The sequence below is a fragment of the Pseudomonas allokribbensis genome, from assembly GCF_014863605.1.
Lineage (GTDB): Bacteria > Pseudomonadota > Gammaproteobacteria > Pseudomonadales > Pseudomonadaceae > Aquipseudomonas > Aquipseudomonas allokribbensis.
In genome coordinates this window covers 205,414-224,264 of the sequence record NZ_CP062252.1, presented here as the reverse complement: position 1 = coordinate 224,264, position 18,851 = coordinate 205,414, and the positions used below count along the sequence as shown (strand labels likewise).

At 61.6% G+C, this 18,851-nt stretch carries 15 protein-coding genes and 1 tRNA gene; 2 read left to right on the top strand and 14 right to left on the bottom strand.

Annotated elements, in window-relative coordinates; genetic code table 11:
* Positions 1–21 precede the first annotated feature (21 nt).
* Positions 22–1,011 (top strand): GGDEF domain-containing protein, encoded by a 990-nt coding sequence (locus tag IF199_RS00950; protein WP_096821857.1) that lies wholly within the window; start codon positions 22–24, stop codon positions 1,009–1,011.
* 25 nt (positions 1,012–1,036) lie between these two features.
* Here IF199_RS00950 and IF199_RS00945 read toward each other — a convergent pair whose 3' ends face one another.
* The 3 genes from IF199_RS00945 to gabD form a co-directional block, all read right to left on the bottom strand.
* Positions 1,037–2,248 (bottom strand): response regulator, encoded by a 1,212-nt coding sequence (locus IF199_RS00945; protein ID WP_096821856.1) that lies wholly within the window; start codon positions 2,246–2,248, stop codon positions 1,037–1,039.
* 141 nt (positions 2,249–2,389) lie between these two features.
* The gene (gene gabT / locus IF199_RS00940) at positions 2,390–3,667 is read right to left on the bottom strand and encodes a 4-aminobutyrate--2-oxoglutarate transaminase (RefSeq protein ID WP_192559463.1); all 1,278 of its coding nucleotides are present in this window, start codon (positions 3,665–3,667) and stop codon (positions 2,390–2,392) included.
* A gap of 185 nt (positions 3,668–3,852) precedes the next feature.
* Positions 3,853–5,295, bottom strand: a complete 1,443-nt coding sequence (gene gabD / locus IF199_RS00935; RefSeq protein WP_085712649.1) for an NADP-dependent succinate-semialdehyde dehydrogenase — start codon at positions 5,293–5,295, stop codon at positions 3,853–3,855.
* A gap of 445 nt (positions 5,296–5,740) precedes the next feature.
* On the opposite strand from gabD, the gene IF199_RS00930 reads away from it, so the two are divergent.
* Positions 5,741–5,817 (top strand) — tRNA-Arg (locus tag IF199_RS00930).
* Positions 5,818–5,883: 66 nt separating this feature from the next.
* Here IF199_RS00930 and IF199_RS00925 read toward each other — a convergent pair.
* The 11 genes from IF199_RS00925 to IF199_RS00875 all read right to left on the bottom strand — a co-directional run bounded on the left by IF199_RS00925 (position 5,884) and on the right by IF199_RS00875 (position 18,820).
* Entirely contained in the window at positions 5,884–6,153 is a 270-nt protein-coding gene (locus tag IF199_RS00925; protein WP_219737388.1) for a hypothetical protein, read from the bottom strand.
* Positions 6,154–6,173: 20 nt separating this feature from the next.
* Positions 6,174–6,785, bottom strand: coding sequence for a hypothetical protein (locus tag IF199_RS00920; protein ID WP_192559462.1), 612 nt, complete (start codon positions 6,783–6,785; stop codon positions 6,174–6,176).
* A complete protein-coding gene (locus tag IF199_RS00915) occupies positions 6,782–7,363 on the bottom strand; it encodes an RNA polymerase sigma factor (RefSeq protein ID WP_244142474.1) in 582 nt (193 codons plus the stop codon). Before IF199_RS00915 ends, IF199_RS00920 begins: the two co-directional genes overlap by 4 nt.
* A 29-nt stretch (positions 7,364–7,392) precedes the next feature.
* Complete coding sequence (locus IF199_RS00910; RefSeq protein ID WP_192559460.1) at positions 7,393–9,084, bottom strand: vWA domain-containing protein; 1,692 nt, start codon at positions 9,082–9,084, stop codon at positions 7,393–7,395.
* A gap of 88 nt (positions 9,085–9,172) precedes the next feature.
* The gene (locus tag IF199_RS00905; RefSeq protein WP_192559459.1) at positions 9,173–9,733 is read right to left on the bottom strand and encodes a YbhB/YbcL family Raf kinase inhibitor-like protein; all 561 of its coding nucleotides are present in this window, start codon (positions 9,731–9,733) and stop codon (positions 9,173–9,175) included.
* A 103-nt stretch (positions 9,734–9,836) separates the two neighbouring features.
* Positions 9,837–10,367 carry a poly-beta-1,6-N-acetyl-D-glucosamine biosynthesis protein PgaD gene (gene pgaD / locus IF199_RS00900; protein ID WP_096821852.1) on the bottom strand — a complete coding sequence of 177 codons (531 nt, stop codon included), beginning with the start codon at positions 10,365–10,367 and terminating at the stop codon, positions 9,837–9,839.
* Positions 10,364–11,719: a poly-beta-1,6-N-acetyl-D-glucosamine synthase gene (pgaC, locus tag IF199_RS00895; RefSeq protein WP_192559458.1), complete on the bottom strand. Its 1,356-nt coding sequence runs from the start codon at positions 11,717–11,719 to the stop codon at positions 10,364–10,366. The genes pgaD and pgaC overlap by 4 nt, the downstream gene beginning before the upstream one ends.
* A gap of 1 nt (position 11,720) precedes the next feature.
* Positions 11,721–13,718 (bottom strand): poly-beta-1,6-N-acetyl-D-glucosamine N-deacetylase PgaB, encoded by a 1,998-nt coding sequence (gene pgaB, locus IF199_RS00890; RefSeq protein WP_192559457.1) that lies wholly within the window; start codon positions 13,716–13,718, stop codon positions 11,721–11,723.
* A 12-nt stretch (positions 13,719–13,730) separates the two neighbouring features.
* Positions 13,731–16,214, bottom strand: a complete 2,484-nt coding sequence (pgaA, locus tag IF199_RS00885; RefSeq protein ID WP_192559456.1) for a poly-beta-1,6 N-acetyl-D-glucosamine export porin PgaA — start codon at positions 16,212–16,214, stop codon at positions 13,731–13,733.
* A 258-nt stretch (positions 16,215–16,472) separates the two neighbouring features.
* Positions 16,473–17,984: a YdgA family protein gene (locus IF199_RS00880; protein ID WP_192559455.1), complete on the bottom strand. Its 1,512-nt coding sequence runs from the start codon at positions 17,982–17,984 to the stop codon at positions 16,473–16,475.
* A 200-nt stretch (positions 17,985–18,184) separates the two neighbouring features.
* Positions 18,185–18,820, bottom strand: a complete 636-nt coding sequence (locus tag IF199_RS00875; RefSeq protein WP_096821847.1) for an NADH:ubiquinone oxidoreductase subunit N — start codon at positions 18,818–18,820, stop codon at positions 18,185–18,187.
* Positions 18,821–18,851: the final 31 nt, after the last annotated feature.

The window sequence follows — 18,851 nt, the reverse complement described above, 5'->3', positions numbered from 1 at the left end:
CGCCCTTTGAGATCCGTGTCGATGGTCAACAACAATCAAAAAGACTCATCCCTTCCCCAGTGGCCAGAGGCCGCACAAACCCTGATGGCGCTGATGCACGCCCAGGGCGAAGTGGCGCGCCTGAGCGAACGCGAACAGCTGTTCAGCTCGCTGCTGGTCAGCGTCAACGCCGTGCTCTGGGCCTTCAACTGGGAAACCCGTCAGGTGCTGTACGTCAGCCCCGCCTATGAACGGATTTTCGGCCGTTCGGCCGCCCTGCTGCTCGCCGACCATAACCAGTGGCGCGACAGCATCTACCCCGAGGATCTGGAATACGCCGAACGCAGCCTCGCCGAAGTGCTGCACAAAGGCGCCGTGGAAGACCGCGAATACCGGATCATCGACGCCGACGGCCAGGTGCGCTGGATCAGCGACAAGTGCTTCATCAACCGCCAGGAAGAACCGGGGCAGCCGGTGATCATCGTCGGCATCGCCGAAGACATCACCGAAAAAAAACAGATGGAAACCGAGCTGCAACGCCTGGCCACCACCGACGTGCTGACCCAAAGCAGCAACCGTCGACACTTCTTCGAATGCGCCAACCGCGAGTTTGAAGAAGCCCGTTTGCAGGGTGCGCCACTGGCGTTTCTGCTACTGGACATCGATGACTTCAAAGTGATCAACGATACTTACGGCCACCCGGAAGGCGACCACGTACTGCAACGAATCGCCGAAAGTGGCCGCGCCTCGTTGCGTCGGGGGGATCTGTTCGGACGGATTGGCGGTGAGGAATTTGCTGCGGTTTTTCCGGGCTGCGCGCCGGACATGGCGATGCAGGTGGCCGAGCGCCTGCAACAGGAAATCCAGCGTCTGAGCTTCAGCCACGGTGAACAGACCTTCGGCATCACCGTCAGCCAGGGCCTCACCAGCCTCACCCCGGAAGACGAAAGCCTCGACGACCTGTTCGCCCGAGCCGATGCGGCGATGTACGAGGCCAAGCGTCAGGGCAAGAACCGGATCATTTCCGGCTGAACACAGCGCTGATGCGGAACAAGCGCTATTTGCGCATCCGCATCAGCTCCGGCAGCCCGATCTTGAGCAGGCGCGCCGTGCGGCTCTTCGCCAGCTCCTCGACGCCCTCGTGCTCGGTCAGCCGCGCCATCTGCGCCGCCATGTTCATCACCAATGCTTCGCGGGAGTACACCCCGCCACCGAGCTGGTAGACGGATGCAATCAACTCGCGCAACTCCAGCGGCAAACGCCAGCGAGTACGCAACGCCGAGCCGTACGCCGCACCGAATTCCGCCAGCGCATCGCCGACTTCCTCCAGTTCATCCAGCTCGCCGCCGGCCTGCTTCCACTCCTGCAAACAACGCAGCAACGCCAGATCGCCGAGACGATGGAGCATCCCGGCGCAATAGCAGCGTTCCTGATCCAGATCGAGCAGACGCGCCAGGGTACGCGCGTATTCAGCGGTGTGCAGCGACAGGCCCCAATAGCGCTCCGCGTAGTCCGCCAGGCATGGATCGCTGAGTCTGGCGCTGCGCTTGAGCGCCAGACCGAGGATCAGGTTCATGCTTTGGCCGGTGCCCAGGCGATGCAGCGCCTGAGCCAGGGTCTGCACCGCCGCACCGTGATGCTGAGCGGCACTGTTGGCTGCGGCGATCAACACGGCGGTGATCTGCGGGTCGGTGCGGATTTCCTCTTCCAGCAGCTTCAGATCCAGCCCGTTGGGGTTGAGGCTGCGTTTGACCGCCACCTGAACGTCGGTCATCAACGGTGCGCCGTCGGCCTGCTCGCGGCGACGCTCGAGGAACACCGACAGGGTCATGCCTGGCGCCAGTGCAGGCACTTCGCAGAACACTTCCTCGCCGGCATTGAGCAGCAGCCCCTGCAAACGCTCGGTCAGGCTTTCCATGTTCAGGGGTTTGGCCAGATAGGCCGTCGGCGCCAATGGCAGGGCTTCGCGCACACTGGCGCTGTCGTTGCGGCTGCTCATCAGAATGAACGGCAGCGGCGGATTGCGTTTACGCTGGCGGACACTGCGCAACACGTTCAAACCGTCGACACCGGGCAGCTCCCAGTCGACGATCGCCAGGTCATAGGGGACTTCGCTGAGCAGCGTCATCGCCTCCTGGCCATCGGCGCACAGATCCAGCCGCGCATCGCAGCGCACGTTGAGCAAAACCTGTTTGAGCAGGTCACGAGACCAGGGGTCGGCCTCAGCAATCAGGACTCGGGGTACAGCGGGTAATTCGACGGCAGGCATGCTCGCCCTCCCTTGCAATGCTTGAACCTTAGCCAATGCTGGCGTTTCGATACAGCTCGAATGCGGGGTATGTGTTTCAGCAAGCGTAAAAAAACCCGCCGAAGCGGGTTTTTTGTCGATCCGATCACACAGTGCCCGGGCTTACAGCTCCGAGAAGCACTCTTCGATGATCGCCAGGCCTTTGTCCAGTTGCTCGTCCGGCGAGGTCAGCGGTACCAGGACGCGCAGAACGTTGCCGTAGGTGCCGCAGGACAGCAGGATCAGGCCTTTGTCACGCGCCTTGGCCACGACAGCAGCGACTGCGGTCGGGTTTGGCTTGTGGCTGTCGCCGTTTTCGAACAGCTCGACCGCGATCATGGCGCCCAGGGCACGGACTTCGCCGATTACCGGGTACTTGGCCTGGATGGCCTTCAGGCCGGTTACCAGACGCTCGCCGACAGCCTTGCAGCGGTCCAGCAGTTTTTCTTCTTCGAACACTTCGATCACTGCCAGAGCAGCGGCGCAAGCGATCGGGCTACCGGCGTAGGTGCCGCCCAGGCCGCCTGGCGCGATGGCGTCCATGTATTCGGCCTTGCCGCAGACACCGGCCAGCGGGAAGCCGCCAGCGATGGATTTGGCGAAGGTGGTCAGGTCGGCGGCAACGCCCATCTGTTCCATGGCGAAGAAAGTACCGGTACGGCCAGCGCCGGTCTGTACTTCGTCAGCGATCAGCAGGATGCCGTGCTGGTCGCACAGGGCACGCAGACGCTTCATGAATTCCTTCGGCGCGACGTAGAAACCACCTTCACCCTGCACAGGCTCGATGATGATCGCGGCGATGTCTTTCGGCTCGGCGTCGTTCTTGAAGATGCGCTCGATGGAAGCGATCGAGTCATCGATGCTCACGCCGTGCAGTTCGTTCGGGTACAGCGCGCGGAAGATGCCGCCTGGCATCAGGCCCATGCCGGCCGAGTAAGGCACGACTTTACCGGTCAGGCCCAGGGTCATCATGGTGCGACCGTGGTAAGCGCCAGTGAAAGCGATCACGCCAGCACGGCCAGTGGCAGCACGAGCGATCTTCACGGCGTTTTCAACGGCTTCGGAACCGGTGGTCACCAGCAGGGTTTTCTTGGCGAAGTCGCCCGGTACGCGAGCGTTGATTTTTTCGCACAGCTCGACATACGGCTCGTAGGCCAGCACCTGGAAGCAGGTGTGGGTCAGCTTGTTCAGCTGTTCGGTCACGGCGGCGATGATTTTCGGGTGCACGTGGCCGGTGTTCAGTACGGCGATACCGCCGGCGAAGTCGATGAATTCACGACCTTCAACGTCGGTCACGGTCGCGTTCTTCGCGGACTCGGCGAAAATCGGGTGGATCTGGCCAACACCACGTGGAACAGCTGCGGTACGACGGGCCATCAGTTCAGCGTTAGTCTTGCTCATTACAGTCCTCATTCACCGCTCATCGGGCGGCGTGGTTCAAGGATTAAGCGGGAGGAATCGGCGGTGGCAGCATGCGATGATCGACTGCCACGGCGTTCCCGGCCGCAGAGAAAATTCCGGTTTGAAACGACGCAAAGGGACAGCGCTCTCGTGCCCTTTGCGTTTGCAGCGATCCCTTTCCCGGCTTAGATGCCCAGGCAGAGGTATTTGATTTCCAGGTAATCTTCGATGCCGTACTTGGAGCCTTCACGGCCCAGGCCCGAGGCCTTGATGCCGCCGAACGGCGCGACTTCGTTGGAGATCAGCCCGGTGTTGACGCCGACCATGCCGTACTCCAGGGCTTCAGCCACACGGAATACACGGCCCAGGTCGCGAGCGTAGAAGTAGGAAGCCAGACCGAACTCGGTGTCGTTCGACATCGCGATCACTTCGGCTTCGTCTTTGAAGCGGAACAGCGGCGCCAGCGGACCGAAGGTTTCTTCCTTGGCCACCGCAGCGTTTTTCGGCACGTTGGTCAGGATGGTCGGTTCGAAGAAGTTGCCTTCCATCTGCTTGCCACCGGCCAGCACGGTTGCGCCTTTGGCAACGGCGTCAGCGATGTGCTCTTGCACCTTGGCCACAGCTTTCTCGTCGATCAGCGGGCCAGTGGTGGTGCCGTCTTCCAGACCGTTGCCGATCTTCAGTTTGGCGACGGCCGCTTTCAGCTTCTCGGCGAAGGCGTCGTAGACCGAATCCTGAATGTACAGACGGTTGGCGCAGACGCAGGTCTGGCCGTTGTTGCGGTACTTGGAAATGATCGCGCCTTCGACGGCCTTATCCAGGTCCGCGTCGTCGAACACGATGAACGGTGCGTTACCGCCCAGTTCCAGGGAAACTTTCTTGATGTCCTTGGCGCATTCCGACATCAGCTGACGACCGATTTCGGTCGAACCGGTGAAGGACAGTTTGCGCACGATCGGGTTGCTGGTCAGCTCGCTGCCGATGTCGCCGGCGCTGCCGGACACCACGCTGAACACACCTTTAGGGATGCCGGCGCGCTGGGCCAGTTCGGCCAGGGCGAAAGCGGAGAACGGGGTTTGCGAAGCAGGTTTGAGCACCATGGTGCAACCGGCAGCCAGGGCCGGGCCTGCTTTACGGGTGATCATCGCCGCCGGGAAGTTCCACGGGGTGATGGCGGCGGTCACGCCGATCGGTTGTTTGATCACGATCAGGCGCTTGTCAGGCTGGTGGCCCGGAATCACGTCGCCGTAGATGCGCTTGGCTTCTTCGGCGAACCACTCGATGAACGAAGCGGCGTAGACGATCTCGCCCTTGGCTTCGGCCAATGGCTTGCCCTGCTCGAGGGTCATCAGGCGAGCCAGGTCTTCCTGGTTCTCGATGATCAGTTCGAACCAGCGACGCAGTTTGCCTGCACGTTCCTTGGCGGTCAGTGCACGCCAGGCCGGCAGCGCCTTGTCGGCGGCTTCGATGGCACGGCGGGTTTCGGCAGCGCCCATCTTCGGCACGGTGCCCAGGATTTCGCCGGTGGCCGGGTTGTTGACCTTGATCGTCTGACCGTTGTCCGCGTCGACCCAAGCGCCATCGATGAAGGCTTGCTGGCGGAACAACTGGGTGTCTTTAAGCTGCATGTCGGCTTTCCTTAACAGCACCGCGGCCAGCGCGGAGCAAAATTATGATTGTAGAAAGGCGCCTCGCAAGGCTGCCGTCAGGGAAATCATTCACCGGGCTGAAGCACCTGAAGTGTGCACGGTTGCAAACACGTACGGCTTGGCACCCGATCAAAGAGCGTTTGAAATCTCAAACGGATCGTAGGATCAAAGGGGGTAAAGGACAATAGGTCGTTCGAAAAAAAGAACAAAAACGCCGCTTTTGCCGGATTTTTCAGATCAACGAGCAAACCAGCCTGCGCCGCAACGAAACCTTAGTTCAGTCCCGCCAAAGCGCCAAGCGAGCCTTTTGCAGGACGTTACAGCTTTATGGAATGCAGCGCTTTCGACCGACACGCGCACTGACAATAAGCGCCAAAACCCGGCATGGACGCCCCGAGCCGACCTAGGTATGATGTCGCCCGCTGCACCAGTAGCTCAGCTGGATAGAGTACTGCCCTCCGAAGGCAGGGGTCGTGGGTTCGAATCCCGCCTGGTGCGCCATGAACAGAAACGAAAAAGCCTCAGGCCGTAAGGTCTGGGGCTTTTTTGTGGGTGCTGATTGGCGACTCACTCCGTCGTCCAGTCAAACTCGTCGTATTCATCATCGTCTTCGTCGTCCTCGATCAACTCATCATCAAGAACGTCTTCCTCCAGATCCTCTTCTGCCTGTTTCGCCAGAAGAAACTCCTTACGACTCTCGGTCACTGCTCGCCGCAGTTCCTCACCCTTCACCGGGCAGTTGAGCATTTGGGCGATGCGGTCGATTTTTTGGGCCACGGCATCCTCCAGCGCATCGGCAATGGCCTGATAGTGCGCGTTTTTACGGGGCAATGCCAAATGGCTGAGAGTTCACCCGGTCAGTTCTGGCGGAGTTGTTCGAGGCGCAGGTCCAGATTCACGCTCGGGTAACGCTTGTGCAGATTGTTGTACAGGGTATCGGCAGCCAGTGATTGACCGGATTCGCGCAGGCGCAGGACTTCGCGCAGTTGCTCGTCGAGGCCATTGGCCGGGGCGGCAGCGCGCTTGCTGACTTTGGCTTCGTCCGCTCTGTCGGCGCTGATCGATTCGCTTTGCATCGGCGCAGCCATTTCCGCCATCGGCGCAGGCGCAGGAGCGGATAACGCGCCAGCGGGTGCTGATAATGTCCGGGATTCGATGGCCTCTTTACGAGCCATTGGCGCAGCAGGTTTGGCGGCTGGGGCGAAATCGTAATGAGCCACGGGTTCCGGCGCGCGATGCACCAGCGACAGCATCAGCGCGATGCCGACCAGACTGGCGAAAGCCACCTGATAGCGCGGTGTCTGGCAGGCCTTGATCCAGCGCTGCCACAGGCTCGGTTTCGGTGCCGGGATCTGGCGATGCGCGGCGTTGAGAATCAGCGCGTCTAGATTCGCCGGCGGCTCGCCGTTCTGTTGCTCGCGGTAATGCTTGAGCAGTTGCTCTTCGGGTGTCTGGCGGGTGTCCGTCATGTCAGTACCTCCTCGGCCAGCAGCCGACGCAATTTTTGCTGGGCGTAGCGCAAGCGGCTCTTGACGGTTTCCAGCGGTGTTTCGGTGAGGCTGGCGATTTGCGCCAGGTCGAGGTCGCCGTGGGCGCGCAGCAGGAATACTTCGCGCTGGTCGGCGGGCAAGGTTTGCAGGGCGCTGTCCAGGCGCTGACTGTCGCGGCTGAGGCTCAGCAGTTGCTCGGGGTCGCTCGCATCGTCACTGACCGCATGGGTCAGCTCGTCGTAACTGTCATGCAGCGGTTGATGGGCGCCGTGCTTGCGCCAGTGATCGATCAGACGATTGCGGGCAATCTGGAACAACCATGTACGAAAAGTCGCCCGGCCTTGTGGCTGACTGCTGCTGCGGATCAGGCTCAGCCACGTGTCCTGATACACCTCGTCGGCCAGTTCCGGTTTGCCGCTCAACCCGAGCAGAAACCGGTACAGGCTCTGGCGATGGCGGGCGTACAAGATCTCGAACGCCTTGCCGTCGCCCTCGCGATAACGGGCCAGCAGCGATTCGTCGCTGCTGGCCTCAAGACTGTCTGCGGAGGCAAACAGCTGGCTGACAAACCCCTTCAGGCGGCTCACTATTCAATCCGTCGCTCGGTCGGCATCGTGTTGGAGGCGGTCGAAGTCCGCAGGCTCTGCGCCAGTTCCACCAGTTGCACGAACTCGTTGCGCAGGCCGAAGCGGTCATCGCCACGGGCACCTCGGGCCAACGCTTCGGTGTCCTTGAGGCTGAAATCGCCGGTATAGCGGCCATCCTTGAGCTGCTGGGAAAACGCGGCAACGGCGGCGGCAAATCGCAGATCCTCGCTGGCCGGCGCGACTTGATTGGTAATTGGACGCTCGATCAGCAGACTTTTCCCACCTTCAGGCTTTTGATATCGCACACGCAGCATTGCCAGTTCTCCTTTCTTTTCAGAAATCCCTGCATCGGTTTTTCCGTAACGCAGCGGTTCCAGCCAGCCCTTCTCGCCTGCGGGGACAATTTCATACAACGCCGTCACTGTGTGTCCCGCACCGACCTCACCGGCATCGACCTTGTCATTGCTGAAATCCTCACGCTTGAGCGCGCGGTTTTCGTAACCCAGCAGCCGGTATTCGCTGACCTGCGCCGGGTTGAATTCCACCTGCAATTTGACGTTTTTCGCCACCACGGCGAGGGTCGAACCGAGCTGATCCACCAACACCTTGCGCGCTTCACGCAGATTGTCGATGTAGGCGTAGTTACCGTCGCCGGCATCCGCCAGTTGTTCCATCAGATGTTCATTGTAGTTATCCACACCAAAACCCAGGGTGGTCAGGGAAATCCCGGTCTTGCGTTTATCCACAGCCATTTGCTTGAGGCTGTCGAAGTCGCTGACACCGACGTTGAAGTCACCGTCGGTGGCCAGCAGGATGCGGTTGATGCCTTTGGGGATGAAGGCTTGTTGTGCCATTTGATAGGCCAGCTCGATGCCGGAGGCGCCTGCGGTCGAGCCTCCCGCCGTCAACTGCTCGATGGCTGTGCGAATTTTCGCCTTTTCCCGTCCGGAAGTCGGTTCCAGCACGACTCGTGATTCGCCGGCATACACCACCAGCGACACGCGATCCTGTTCGCGCAGTTGATCGACCAGAAGCTTCAGGGTGCTTTTGACCAGCGGCAGCCCTTCGCGACGATCCATCGAGCCAGATACGTCCACCAGAAACACCAGGTTGGCCGGGGCCAGTTCCGCCACCGCACGATCAGAGGCCTTGATACCGATGCGCAGCAGGCGGGTGTGCGGGTTCCACGGCGAAGCGGCCAGTTCGGTGGTTACGCCGAACGGCGATCCGTCAGTGGGCAACGCATAGTCATACGGAAAGTAATTGACCATCTCCTCCAGCCGCACCGCGCCTTCCGGCGGCAGGCGTCCCTGATTGAGCAGACGCCGGACATTGGCGTAGGCGCCAGTATCCACATCGGCACTGAAGGTCGAAACGGGCGTTTCGGCAACGCTGTGGATCGGATTATCCGCCAGGGTTTCGTATTGCTCACGCGGCTCGGCGCGATAGTCCTGTGGATAACTTTCCCCGGCCGGCATCGGTGCAAAACTGGCCATCGGCACCGCCAGCGCGCTGCGCTTGGCCAAGGAGTGATCGGCCATGACCACTTCTTGCTGTACCACGGGTTTCGAGGGGAGCTGTGCCGGTGGCGGCACGGCGGCGGATTCCGGACTGGAGGAAATGCCGCAACCGGCGACGGCCAACAGCACACCGGCAGCAAGGGGTCGCAGAAGCATCGAAGGAAGATACATGGGGGCTGACCTCGAGGAAGAATTGATCCATTCAACCTCTGAGACGGACAGCCCTTTCAGTTCGGGTTAAACGCCGCCGAAATTTTTTTCAGCGGTGATAACGCCGCACTGCACTGCTGTTGCGCAGCACATGGCCTTTGATTTTCTCCAGCAGCTGTGCGCGAGTCAGGCCGGCCGGCAAGGCGTCGGGGGCCAGGTCCAGGGCGTAGATCTGAATGATGTAGTGGTGCGCGCTGTCGCCGGTCGGCGGGCATGGGCCGACATAGGTGGTCGTGCCTTTGCTGTTGGTGCCCCCCAGGCCTTCGAAGGTCGGCTTGGTACCGATGCCGACCGGGATCTGCCGGGTCGTGGCCTTGATGCCGTAGTGAACCCAGTGATCGACGCCCAGGCCTTTCTGGCCGTCCGGATCGTGCATCACGATGGCGTAGCTCTGGGTCGCGGCCGGGCCGGCGTTCCAGCTCAACGCCGGCGACTGGTTCTTGCCGCCGCAACCGGCGGCGTCACTGGCTGCCGCCGCAGTGAACAGACGGTTGTCCGAAACACCGGGAATGCTGAGGGTGAAGCGCTCCTGGGCTTGCGCCGGAAACTGCACGCAAAGGGCGACGGCAACGGCCGCCAGCCAAGGGTTGAGAGAGGTCAATCGGGTCATTCCGGGAGCACCTTGTGCAGTTGGGCCGTCTTCGGCCTGCAGACTATAGCTGTACCGTTCGTGCCGTGGCAGTGGCAAATGACGCCCATTGGTATCACCGCGCTTACAGACGGTTCACCGGCTCACGGTTATCGTCGTCCTCGGCATGCAGAAAGATCACCCGCGGATGCTCCAGTGGCGCCAGCGGCGGCGGCAATTCCGCCTGTTCCACCGGCCACAGGTGCGGCACCACATGGCTGACGTCACCGTCCTGATTGTTGTGGATGGTGATGACGCCCGGGCTGCGAAGTTTCTGCAGGCGGTCATCGCACAGCTTGAAGCTTTTGCTCAGGCCATCATCGTCGACCACCGGAGCCGCCAGGCGACGCTGAGCGAAACTGCGGCTCTTACGTTGTTGATAACGCGCCCAGGAAATCAGAATGACGGCGTTGACCAGCGCCACCCACAGGTAGATCTGCAAGGTCCCCAGCGCTTCGAATGCCGAGTTGTCGATGCGCGGCCCGCCGGCATGGGTTTCGATCAGCGGCCACAGCCCGCGCACCAACAGATACAGCAGGCCCACCCAGGCCAGCACCGTGAGGAACACATCGACCACCACCAGGAATGGTCGCTGGCGGGTCCGGATGATTTTCATTTGATGACCTCCTCTTCGTCGTCCCCGACCGGTTTGATACCCCGGTCCGGGCTGACCCAACGCGCACGCTTCTGATGCTGGCCGAACAGCACCTTGGGAAAACTGACCAGCGTGGTCAGCAGGCTGATGAACCAGAACACCAATGGATACCAGACCACCCAGAACATGGTCTTGCCCAGACCCGGCTCGTAGCGCCGGTCGATGATGATGCTGACCGCGAACTGCACCAGGCAGACAAACGCCAGCAGCAACCCGGTAAACGCCGGCGGCATCAGGTGATGCACGGCGATCGCTTCGGGCATGACCATGAATTTGCCCATCACCCAGAACATCACCGACAACAGGAAAGTGAACGCCCACCCGGTCGACAGGCAGTATTCGAACAGCAGCGGCCACAGGTAACGGTGACGGTATTGCCAGATGCCGCGAATGTTCTTGAACAGCACTTCGGCACCGCCCTGGGCCCATCGCAGGCGCTGCTTCCACAGCCCGCCCAGGGTTTCCGGCATCAGGATCCAGCACAGGGCGCGGGGCTCGTAGAAGATGCTCCAGTGGTCCAGTTGCAGTTTCCAGCTGATGTCGATGTCTTCGGTGATCATATCCGGGCTCCAGTAGCCGACCCGGTTCAGCGCCGTGCGACGGAACGCGACGATCACACCCGACACGGTGAAGATCCGCCCGAACACTCGCTGGGTGCGTTTGATCAGCCCGATGATCGACGAGAACTCGCCGACCTGAACCCGCCCGACCAGCGTCGAACGCGTGCGGATCCGCGGGTTACCGGTCACCGCGCCCAGTCGCGCGTTGTCGAGCATCGGCGCCACGAGGTAAGCCGCCGTGTTCGGCGCCAGCAGCGCATCACCGTCGATGCACACCAGATATTCGCTGCGTGCAGCGATGGCGCCCATGCGCAGGGCCACGGCCTTGCCCTGGTTCTCTGCCAGGTGCAGCACCCGCAGCCGAGGATCTTCCTTGGCCAGCGCATCCAGCACTTGCGCGGTGTTGTCCTTGGAGCCGTCGTTGATCGCGATGACTTCGATGTTCGGGTAATGCTGGGCCAGCGCCGCGTGAATGGTGTCGGCGGCGTTGTCGCCCTCGTTGTAGCAAGGGATCAGGATCGAAATCAGTGGTTCGCCTTCCAGCGGTGGCGGCAGCGTGTCGTCCTTCCACGGCCAGTGCCGCTCCCAGTGCAGCCAGAAATACAGGCCGCCGGAAATCCACAACCCGGACATGAACAGCGGGTAGAAGAACACGAAGTCCATCAGGAATTGCCCGGTGACCAGGAAGATCAGCCCCAGCGGGACGCCGAGGACAATCGCCAGAACAAGCAGGGCCAGCAGTCTATCCAGCATGTCATGGGTTCCATTTGTTGGAGAGCGCAGGCCGCACGGTTTTCAGGTCCGGCAGGTTCTCGAGGAAGTTGTCCGGGTAGTAGCCGAAACTCGTCGCGCCCTGACGCTTGAGGCGGCCCATCCAGTCGGCCAGTTGTGCACCGTCGATGTCGGCCTGGTCCTTTTTCGTCCAGTCCCGGGCCTGCAATTCGAACACCGTGCGATCCAGCGCACCGGGGCGCTGTTTGATCTTCGCCACCAGTTCTTCCAGCCACGGGCCGGATTGCGCATGGGTCTGCTTTTCCATGAGCGGCATGGCCATCGGCGCCGTCCAGTCGTAGCTCACGAGGAAGTCGTCGAGGTTCTGCGCGAACCACGCTTCGCTTTGCGGATTGAGCACCGGCTCGGCAAAGATGTTGCGTGCGGTCAGCACTTGCGGGCCGCGAATCGCGCGGACCTTGGCGGTCAGTTCGTTGGTGAAGTCGATCAGGTAGCGGCTCTTGAATCGCGTCCAGCGCTGCATGGCCGCCGGATCGTCGCGCAGGGCGGCAATCGAGCCCGGCAGACCGTGGGCGGCATAGGCCTTCAACGCTTCGGGGCTGGCGTCTTCGAAATCCGACAGCACGGCGTCGTCGTGGTAGAGGATGCCGTCAACCGAAGTCAGGCGCGCCACGTCTTCGTAGATTTCACCGATGACCCGCCGCACTTCGGGGTCGAACGGCGACAGCCGCTTGTACTGATCCGGGTCGACCGACGTGGTACCGGTCTTCGGATCCCAGCGCGTGACTCGTGGCAGCTTCGAATCCAGCGCAAAACTCAGCACCGGCATCCAGGCGAACACTTTCACGTGAGCCCGAGTGCGCAACTGCCAGGCGACACGGTCGAAAATGTCGGCACGCATGGGCAGATGACGGTTGGGGAAGTACAGCGAATGCACCAGGCCATCGCCTTTCGGATCGGCGAAGGCTTGCAGGAACACCGTGTTGGCGCCCATGTCGGCCATGCGCTGGATCAGTTTGCCGAGGTTCACTTCCTGTTGCGCAGGATCCGGGTCGTAGACGTTGTCCAGGTCCACATGCACCACGCGCATGGCGAAATCGGACTGCACCGCCACGATACTGTTGGCGAAATGCTCGCCGTCCGGGTCGGAGGCGACGAGGAATCGTGGGCTGCTCATCAGGTTGTCTAAGGCATCGAGACCGTCGTCGAGGGTCAGGGCCATTTCATAACCCTGCTCGCTCACCACGGTCAGCGAAGTGCCGTCCGCCGTACCGTATGGCCAGACCCAGATACGCGGTTTCTTGCCGGTGGCCTTGCGGATTTTCTCCGAAATGGTGGCCACGTCGGTGCGGATCCGCGCCTGGAAATCCGCCTCGGTTTCATAGCGTTTGGTCACCGGATCGTAGCGCCGGGTCGCGGCGGCCGGCTGCAGGTTGCCTTGCGGGTTGGCGAGGATGCCTTTGTGGCTGGCATCGGTGTGAGCGGCGATTTCCACGAGGCCGGATTGCGAGATTTCGCGCACCTGATCCCAGGTCAGGAAGTCAGAGCGCTGACGCGGAGTGCCGGCGAAATCCACCGGTTGATTCAGCGGTGTGTCGATCCACACGCCGACCGGCGCCAGCAGCGCATGCCAGTTGTAGGCACGCAGCACCGGCAGCACACGGGTGTAGAAGCTCGCATAACCGTCGTCGAAGCTGAGCAGGATCGCTTTGGGCGGCAGTTCCGGCCCGCCCTTGCGCGCGGCCATGATCTGATCGACCGTCACCGGCTTGTAGTTGTTTTCCCGCAGCCACGCCAGTTGCTCGATCATGCGCTCGGTACGCACCGCCACCACCGCCTGATCGGGATCACGGTCTTCGATGTCGTGGTAGGCAATGCCCAGCACGTGGTTTTTCGGCCATGGTTTTTCATTGGCCGCCACCGGGCGCTCGGACGGCGGTGCGAAGGCCGGAGCTTGCTGGGCACAGGCGCTGACCAGCAGCACTCCCAGCAGAAGGATGAAACGCGAAATAAAAGGCATCTTCAAACTCTTCTAGAAGCGGAAAGTGAGGTCGACGAGCAGACGCAGATCGGTTTCCCGGTCACCGTCGTAGGGCCGGTTGATCACACTGAACAAACCGCCCACCTCGAACACGTCGTTCCAGGCATAGCGCTGGCCGTAGCCCAGCAACGCCATGCCGCCGGTGCCGTGGTCACGCTGGCTGTACGTACCCGCACCGGCCTGGAACTGCTGGCTCCAAGAGGTTTCGTAGCGGTGGTAAAGCACGTGGTTGACGTTGACCGTCGGCATCACGCTGAGGTCCGCCTTCGGGTTGTAGTACGGCACGTCTTCGGAATTGGAGTTGTGGCTGGTGGCGACTTCCAGACCCGCGTCGACCTGCACGTGGGTGGTGCTGTAGACGCCTTCGCGCCCGGTCAGCAAGGCTTCGACACGGTTGTTGCCGTCGCTGAAATGCGACGGGCTGACCGACAGTTTCCACTCGCGGCTTTCGTTGGCGCGCCAACGGATGAAACCGCTGCCGCCGTTGGCCTTTATGTCGCTGTTCAACGCGCGCAACGGGGTGTCGGCCGACAGGTATTCAAGGCTGCCGCCGTACTGCCAGTTGTCGTTGATGTCCCGGGCAATTGCCAGACGAGCGCCTTGCTTGTCACCGTAACCGTAGGAATGGTTGGAGACTTCGGCTTCAAGGGTCATGTCACGGGTGCGGCGCTCCAGGCCGACGCGCTGGAAGCGGTGGTTGCCGGTTCCTTCGGCGAAGTCGCCGGTGGCATAGCCGACCCCGGCGAACACACGCCAGTCTTCATCGATCGGCGGGCTGTACAGCGTGCTCTGGATGCCGAAGTCTCGACTGCCGCTGACCGCGCCGGCATTGCCGCCGCTGCCGCCATTGGCCTTGCCGCCGTAGGCTTCGACGCGCAGCTCTGACATGTCATGCACTTCGCGCTCGCGTGCGGCGCGCTGAACCTGGCGGTTGTCCGGGAAACGCTCGACGACGTCGTCGGTCAGCGCATCCATCTGCCGCCATTCCTGCAACGTCATGGCCGTGCGGGCCTGAGCGACTTCCAGACCCATATCCCGTGGTACCACGCTCTCGACTTCCTTGAGCTGGCTTTCTGCGCGACGCGGCCACTGGCGGGCCAGGTACAGATCGGCCTGGGACAGGCGCAAGCCGATGTTACCCGGCGCCTGATCGACCAGCGTCTGCAAGCGATCCTCGCCGTGGGGCAAGTCCGCGCCGTAGGTACCGGCAGCCTGTGCCGAGAGCAATTGCGCGTCCATCCAGTCGTCGCTTGGGTTGCCGATTGGCAGGCCCTTGAGTTCGACGCGCGGTTTCTCGTTCTTGGCCAGGTCTTCGGCGACCTTGCGTGCCTCGTCGGCCCGGTCGCTCTCCAGCAGCGAGTAATACAGCGCGGTGGTGTCTTCGAGGCGATCGCCGGCATCGGCGTCCGGCGCCGAGAGCACCTGGCGATAGAGATCGGTGGCGACTTCCGGTTGCCGTCGATCCAGATAAGACGCGGCGACCCAACGCAAAGCGTAGGTCGGAATCTTCACGCCTTCCGCTTGCAGCTTCTGGTATTCAGTGATGACGTCGGCGGTACGCGCCCGGGCCTTGAGGGCGCCCATGCGGTCGATGCGCCAGCGGGTCACATCATCGTGGGCGCTGGCGTCGGGGGTCCAGGTGGCGAGCAGTTTGTCGTAGTCGGCCAACGCACGGTCGGCGATCACATAACGTTCTTTTTCGCTGCGGGTGGCGAATTCGGCGAGACGCACGCGTTCGGCAGCCAGATCGCCTTCGAGACGGCGCAGCGTCACCGGATCGATCAGCCCCGGACGCTGGTTGGCCAGGCGTAGCGCAGGCTCAGGCAGACGGGCTTTTTGCAGAGCGACCACGTACTCACGGGCAACTTCCGGTTTGCTGCCGGCACGAGAGAAGGCCTGATCGTATTCGAACAGCGCGTCGTATTGCTTGCCGGCGCGGGTCAGGGCATAGCCCAAGGCGAGACGGCGGGAAGGATCGTCGGGCTTGGCCGCCACCAGCGCTTTCGCACGGGTCACAGCCTCGTCGGGTTTGCCGGAATCAGCCTGGGTCAACGCCAGACCGAGTTGCAGGTCGGCATTGTTCGGTTCCAGCGCCAGGGCCTTGGTGTAGACCTCGGAGGCCTGATCCCAGCGCTTGAGATTGCGATAGGCGCGGGCGGTGGCGGTCAGGGCCTGGATCGGCAATGCGCGGCCGCGTCCCTGGGTCTCGTAGACCTGCACCACTTCGGCGTCGAGCCCGGCCCAACTGGCGATTTGCAAGTGATCGCTGACCTGCCCGGTGGAAGCCTGGGCCGGCGGCACTTGACGCAAAGCGGTCAGCGCAGGCGTGTAATGCCCTGCCCGGGCGTCGAGCACCATTTGATCGTAGGCCGTATCGGCCAACGCGAGCACCGGCCAGAGCAACTGGCTGCACAGCGCGACTCGAAACAAAGGGCGTAAACCACGATGTAATACGGGAACATCAGTACGCGGCATTCGTCAGCATCCTTACATGGCCAGCCGGGTTGCAATGCCCCCCCTTGCCCAATTCGTAACGGAGGCCAAGTCAGAATCACTTGGCCAAGCTTATCCAAGCAGTCTTGCACGCAAGCGTAGACCAATATTCAGAACACAATATTTGTTCAGATTCGTGACCGGAAAAGCTGGCGCGCGCCGCAAACGCAGAGTCCAGACAGCAAAACGCCCGGTGTCTGCGGGAAGCAAAGGCCGGGCGTTGAGGTGTAGCGAGGGGTTTTACTGTTCCTGGCTTACGTTGACGCCAGCGAATTTGCTCATCAGGAAACCGACGAACTGCTCGACGGTCATTTTCTGGCCGTTGAACTCCACCTGATTGGCGGCGTAATGCAACTTGGTCGTCACATTGGTGCCATCCAGCGTTGCCAGCTGCGAACCCACGGCCATGCCGGAGAACATGTCGGCAGCGCCGCTGGCCTGGTCAACGATGGCTTTGGCGTCGGTCTGACCATCGATCTGGGCCTGAACGCTTAGCAGGTCCACCAGCATCGGCTTGGACACCTGCACATTGACGTCGAGCAACGCGATCAGCTGTTTGCCCAGTTGATCCGGCGGCAGGTCCATCGAGGCCGGTTTGGTCAGGTCGAGCACCAGATTGGCCCGGCTTTCACCGTTGGCGGTTTTCAGCGACAGGTCTTCCAGCGCCAGCTGCGGGCCGGCTGCCAGCAGTTTCTGCAGGTCAGCCTTGACCTGAGTGGACTCGGCTTCGGTCAGGTTCAGCTCGGGCGCCGGCAGACCGGCGGCGGTGGCTTCGGCGGCGGCTTTTTCGTACGGCTGCAGCTTGGTCTGGTAGATCTGCATCAGCGACAGGGCCGACGGGATGTCGAGGTTTTTCAGGCTCATGGCCAGATTGGCCGAACCGATTTTCTTGTCGTTGAGGGTCACTTCACCGATTTTGTAGTCGGCACGGCCGGAAGCATTGGTGCCGTTTTCTTCGGTGAGGTTCTTCATTTCGAAGTTCTTCACACCCAGCACGGACTGCTTGGCGCCGAAAGTGGTCTTGCTGCTGGTCAGTTCCAGGGTGTTTTCGCCGGTGTAGTAGCCGTAGCTGCTCTTGGCGAGGTTGCTGGCCAGGGTCAGGCCGCTGAGTTCGATCTGCACCGGCGCCTGGTCTTCAGCCACGGTGGTCAGGTGCAGGCTGTCCATGTAGCCGTTGGCCTTGACCTTCTGCGCCTGGGCACTGGCGGAGATATCCATGTTCAGGCCGGAGAATTTCAGGCTCGACTGCTCGTCCAGTGCGGTTTCCAGTGGCAGCAGTTCGATGTTGCCGGTGGTGGACTGGTCGTAGCCGATATTGACCACACCTTTCAGTGGTGCGGCGCCCTTGGTGGCAGCGAACCATTTTTCGGTGATCGGGGTCTTTTCCAGCTCGTAGTGACTGGTAGCCATGACCGGCAGCCATTTCAGCGAGACCAGGCGGGAGAACGGCAGCGGGCCGTGTTCGATGTGATCGACGAACAGCAGCTCGACCGGCGCTTCACCGAACATCTCGCCTTCGCCCTTGAGGCGATAGTGCGCGGTGCTGCTGAAGGTGTGACGTTCCAGCGACACCAGCTCCAGCGACGCACTGCCGTTGGAACCGGCCATGGCGGCTTGCAGCTCTTTGTTGGCATCGACGACGGCGTTGTTGAGCACGCCTTCGATCTTGGTGCCGGTGTACCAGGCCCCGCCGACGCTGATGGCGCCGATGGCAACAACGATTCCGAGAAGCACGCCTGCTGATTTATTCATGAATGACCTGATCGATTTCCGTGGCTGAAGGTGTGGTCGTCTTCCGTGAACCCGTGACCGGGCCGTGGCTCGACTCCGCTGAATTTAGCGGTGGAGATTAGCACTGGCAGCACGGGGCGGCCCAATGTTTAAAGGTTAAAGAGTGTCCACGGGACATGGACAAACAAAAAGATCGCCGGGTTCGGCGATCTTTCGGGAGATCAGGAATACTGCACCTCGATCTCATCGAGCTGATGATCGAAGCTTTTCAGGCGTGCGGTCCAGGTGTACACGAGCACCTCGAAATCCCGGTCGATCACCGCCCCGCCCGGCCCGTCGCCGCGCGGGTCGCAGAAATCCAGTTGATAGCGCTCACGGGCCATGGCCGTGGCGACGTCGGACAATTCACGCGCATTGTTCAACCAGTGCCAGCCTTCATCGGCGACTTGTCTGTCGAGTGCCAGGCATTGTTTTTTCAGGGCTTCGAGGCTTTTTTCCAGCGGGGTGCCGGTGAGTTCGCCCATGACCTCGGCGAAGGTGCGTCCCGGTTGCCAGTAGCTGCCCCAGAAGTAGCGGTCGAACACGGTTTCGACCTTGCGCAGCGCGACTTTGGTATCCCAGATCAGCAGCAGGGTCTTGCTTTGTTCAAGCTGCCTTTTTTTGAGCTTCTGCACCTGCACCAACGACCAGGCCACCACCACGATCGCCATCACGGCGATCAACGCAGTCGCGCTGTCGAGGAAGACCATCGCCTTGTCGATCTGGTGGGCCAGCATGATGCCGTAGAAATAGGTGGCCGACAGCAGCACCAGTGCGACCAGGGCGCACCAGAAGCCGAGAGCGTAAGGGTTTTTCATTATTGGTTTCCCCTAGACCTGCGCTAGCAAT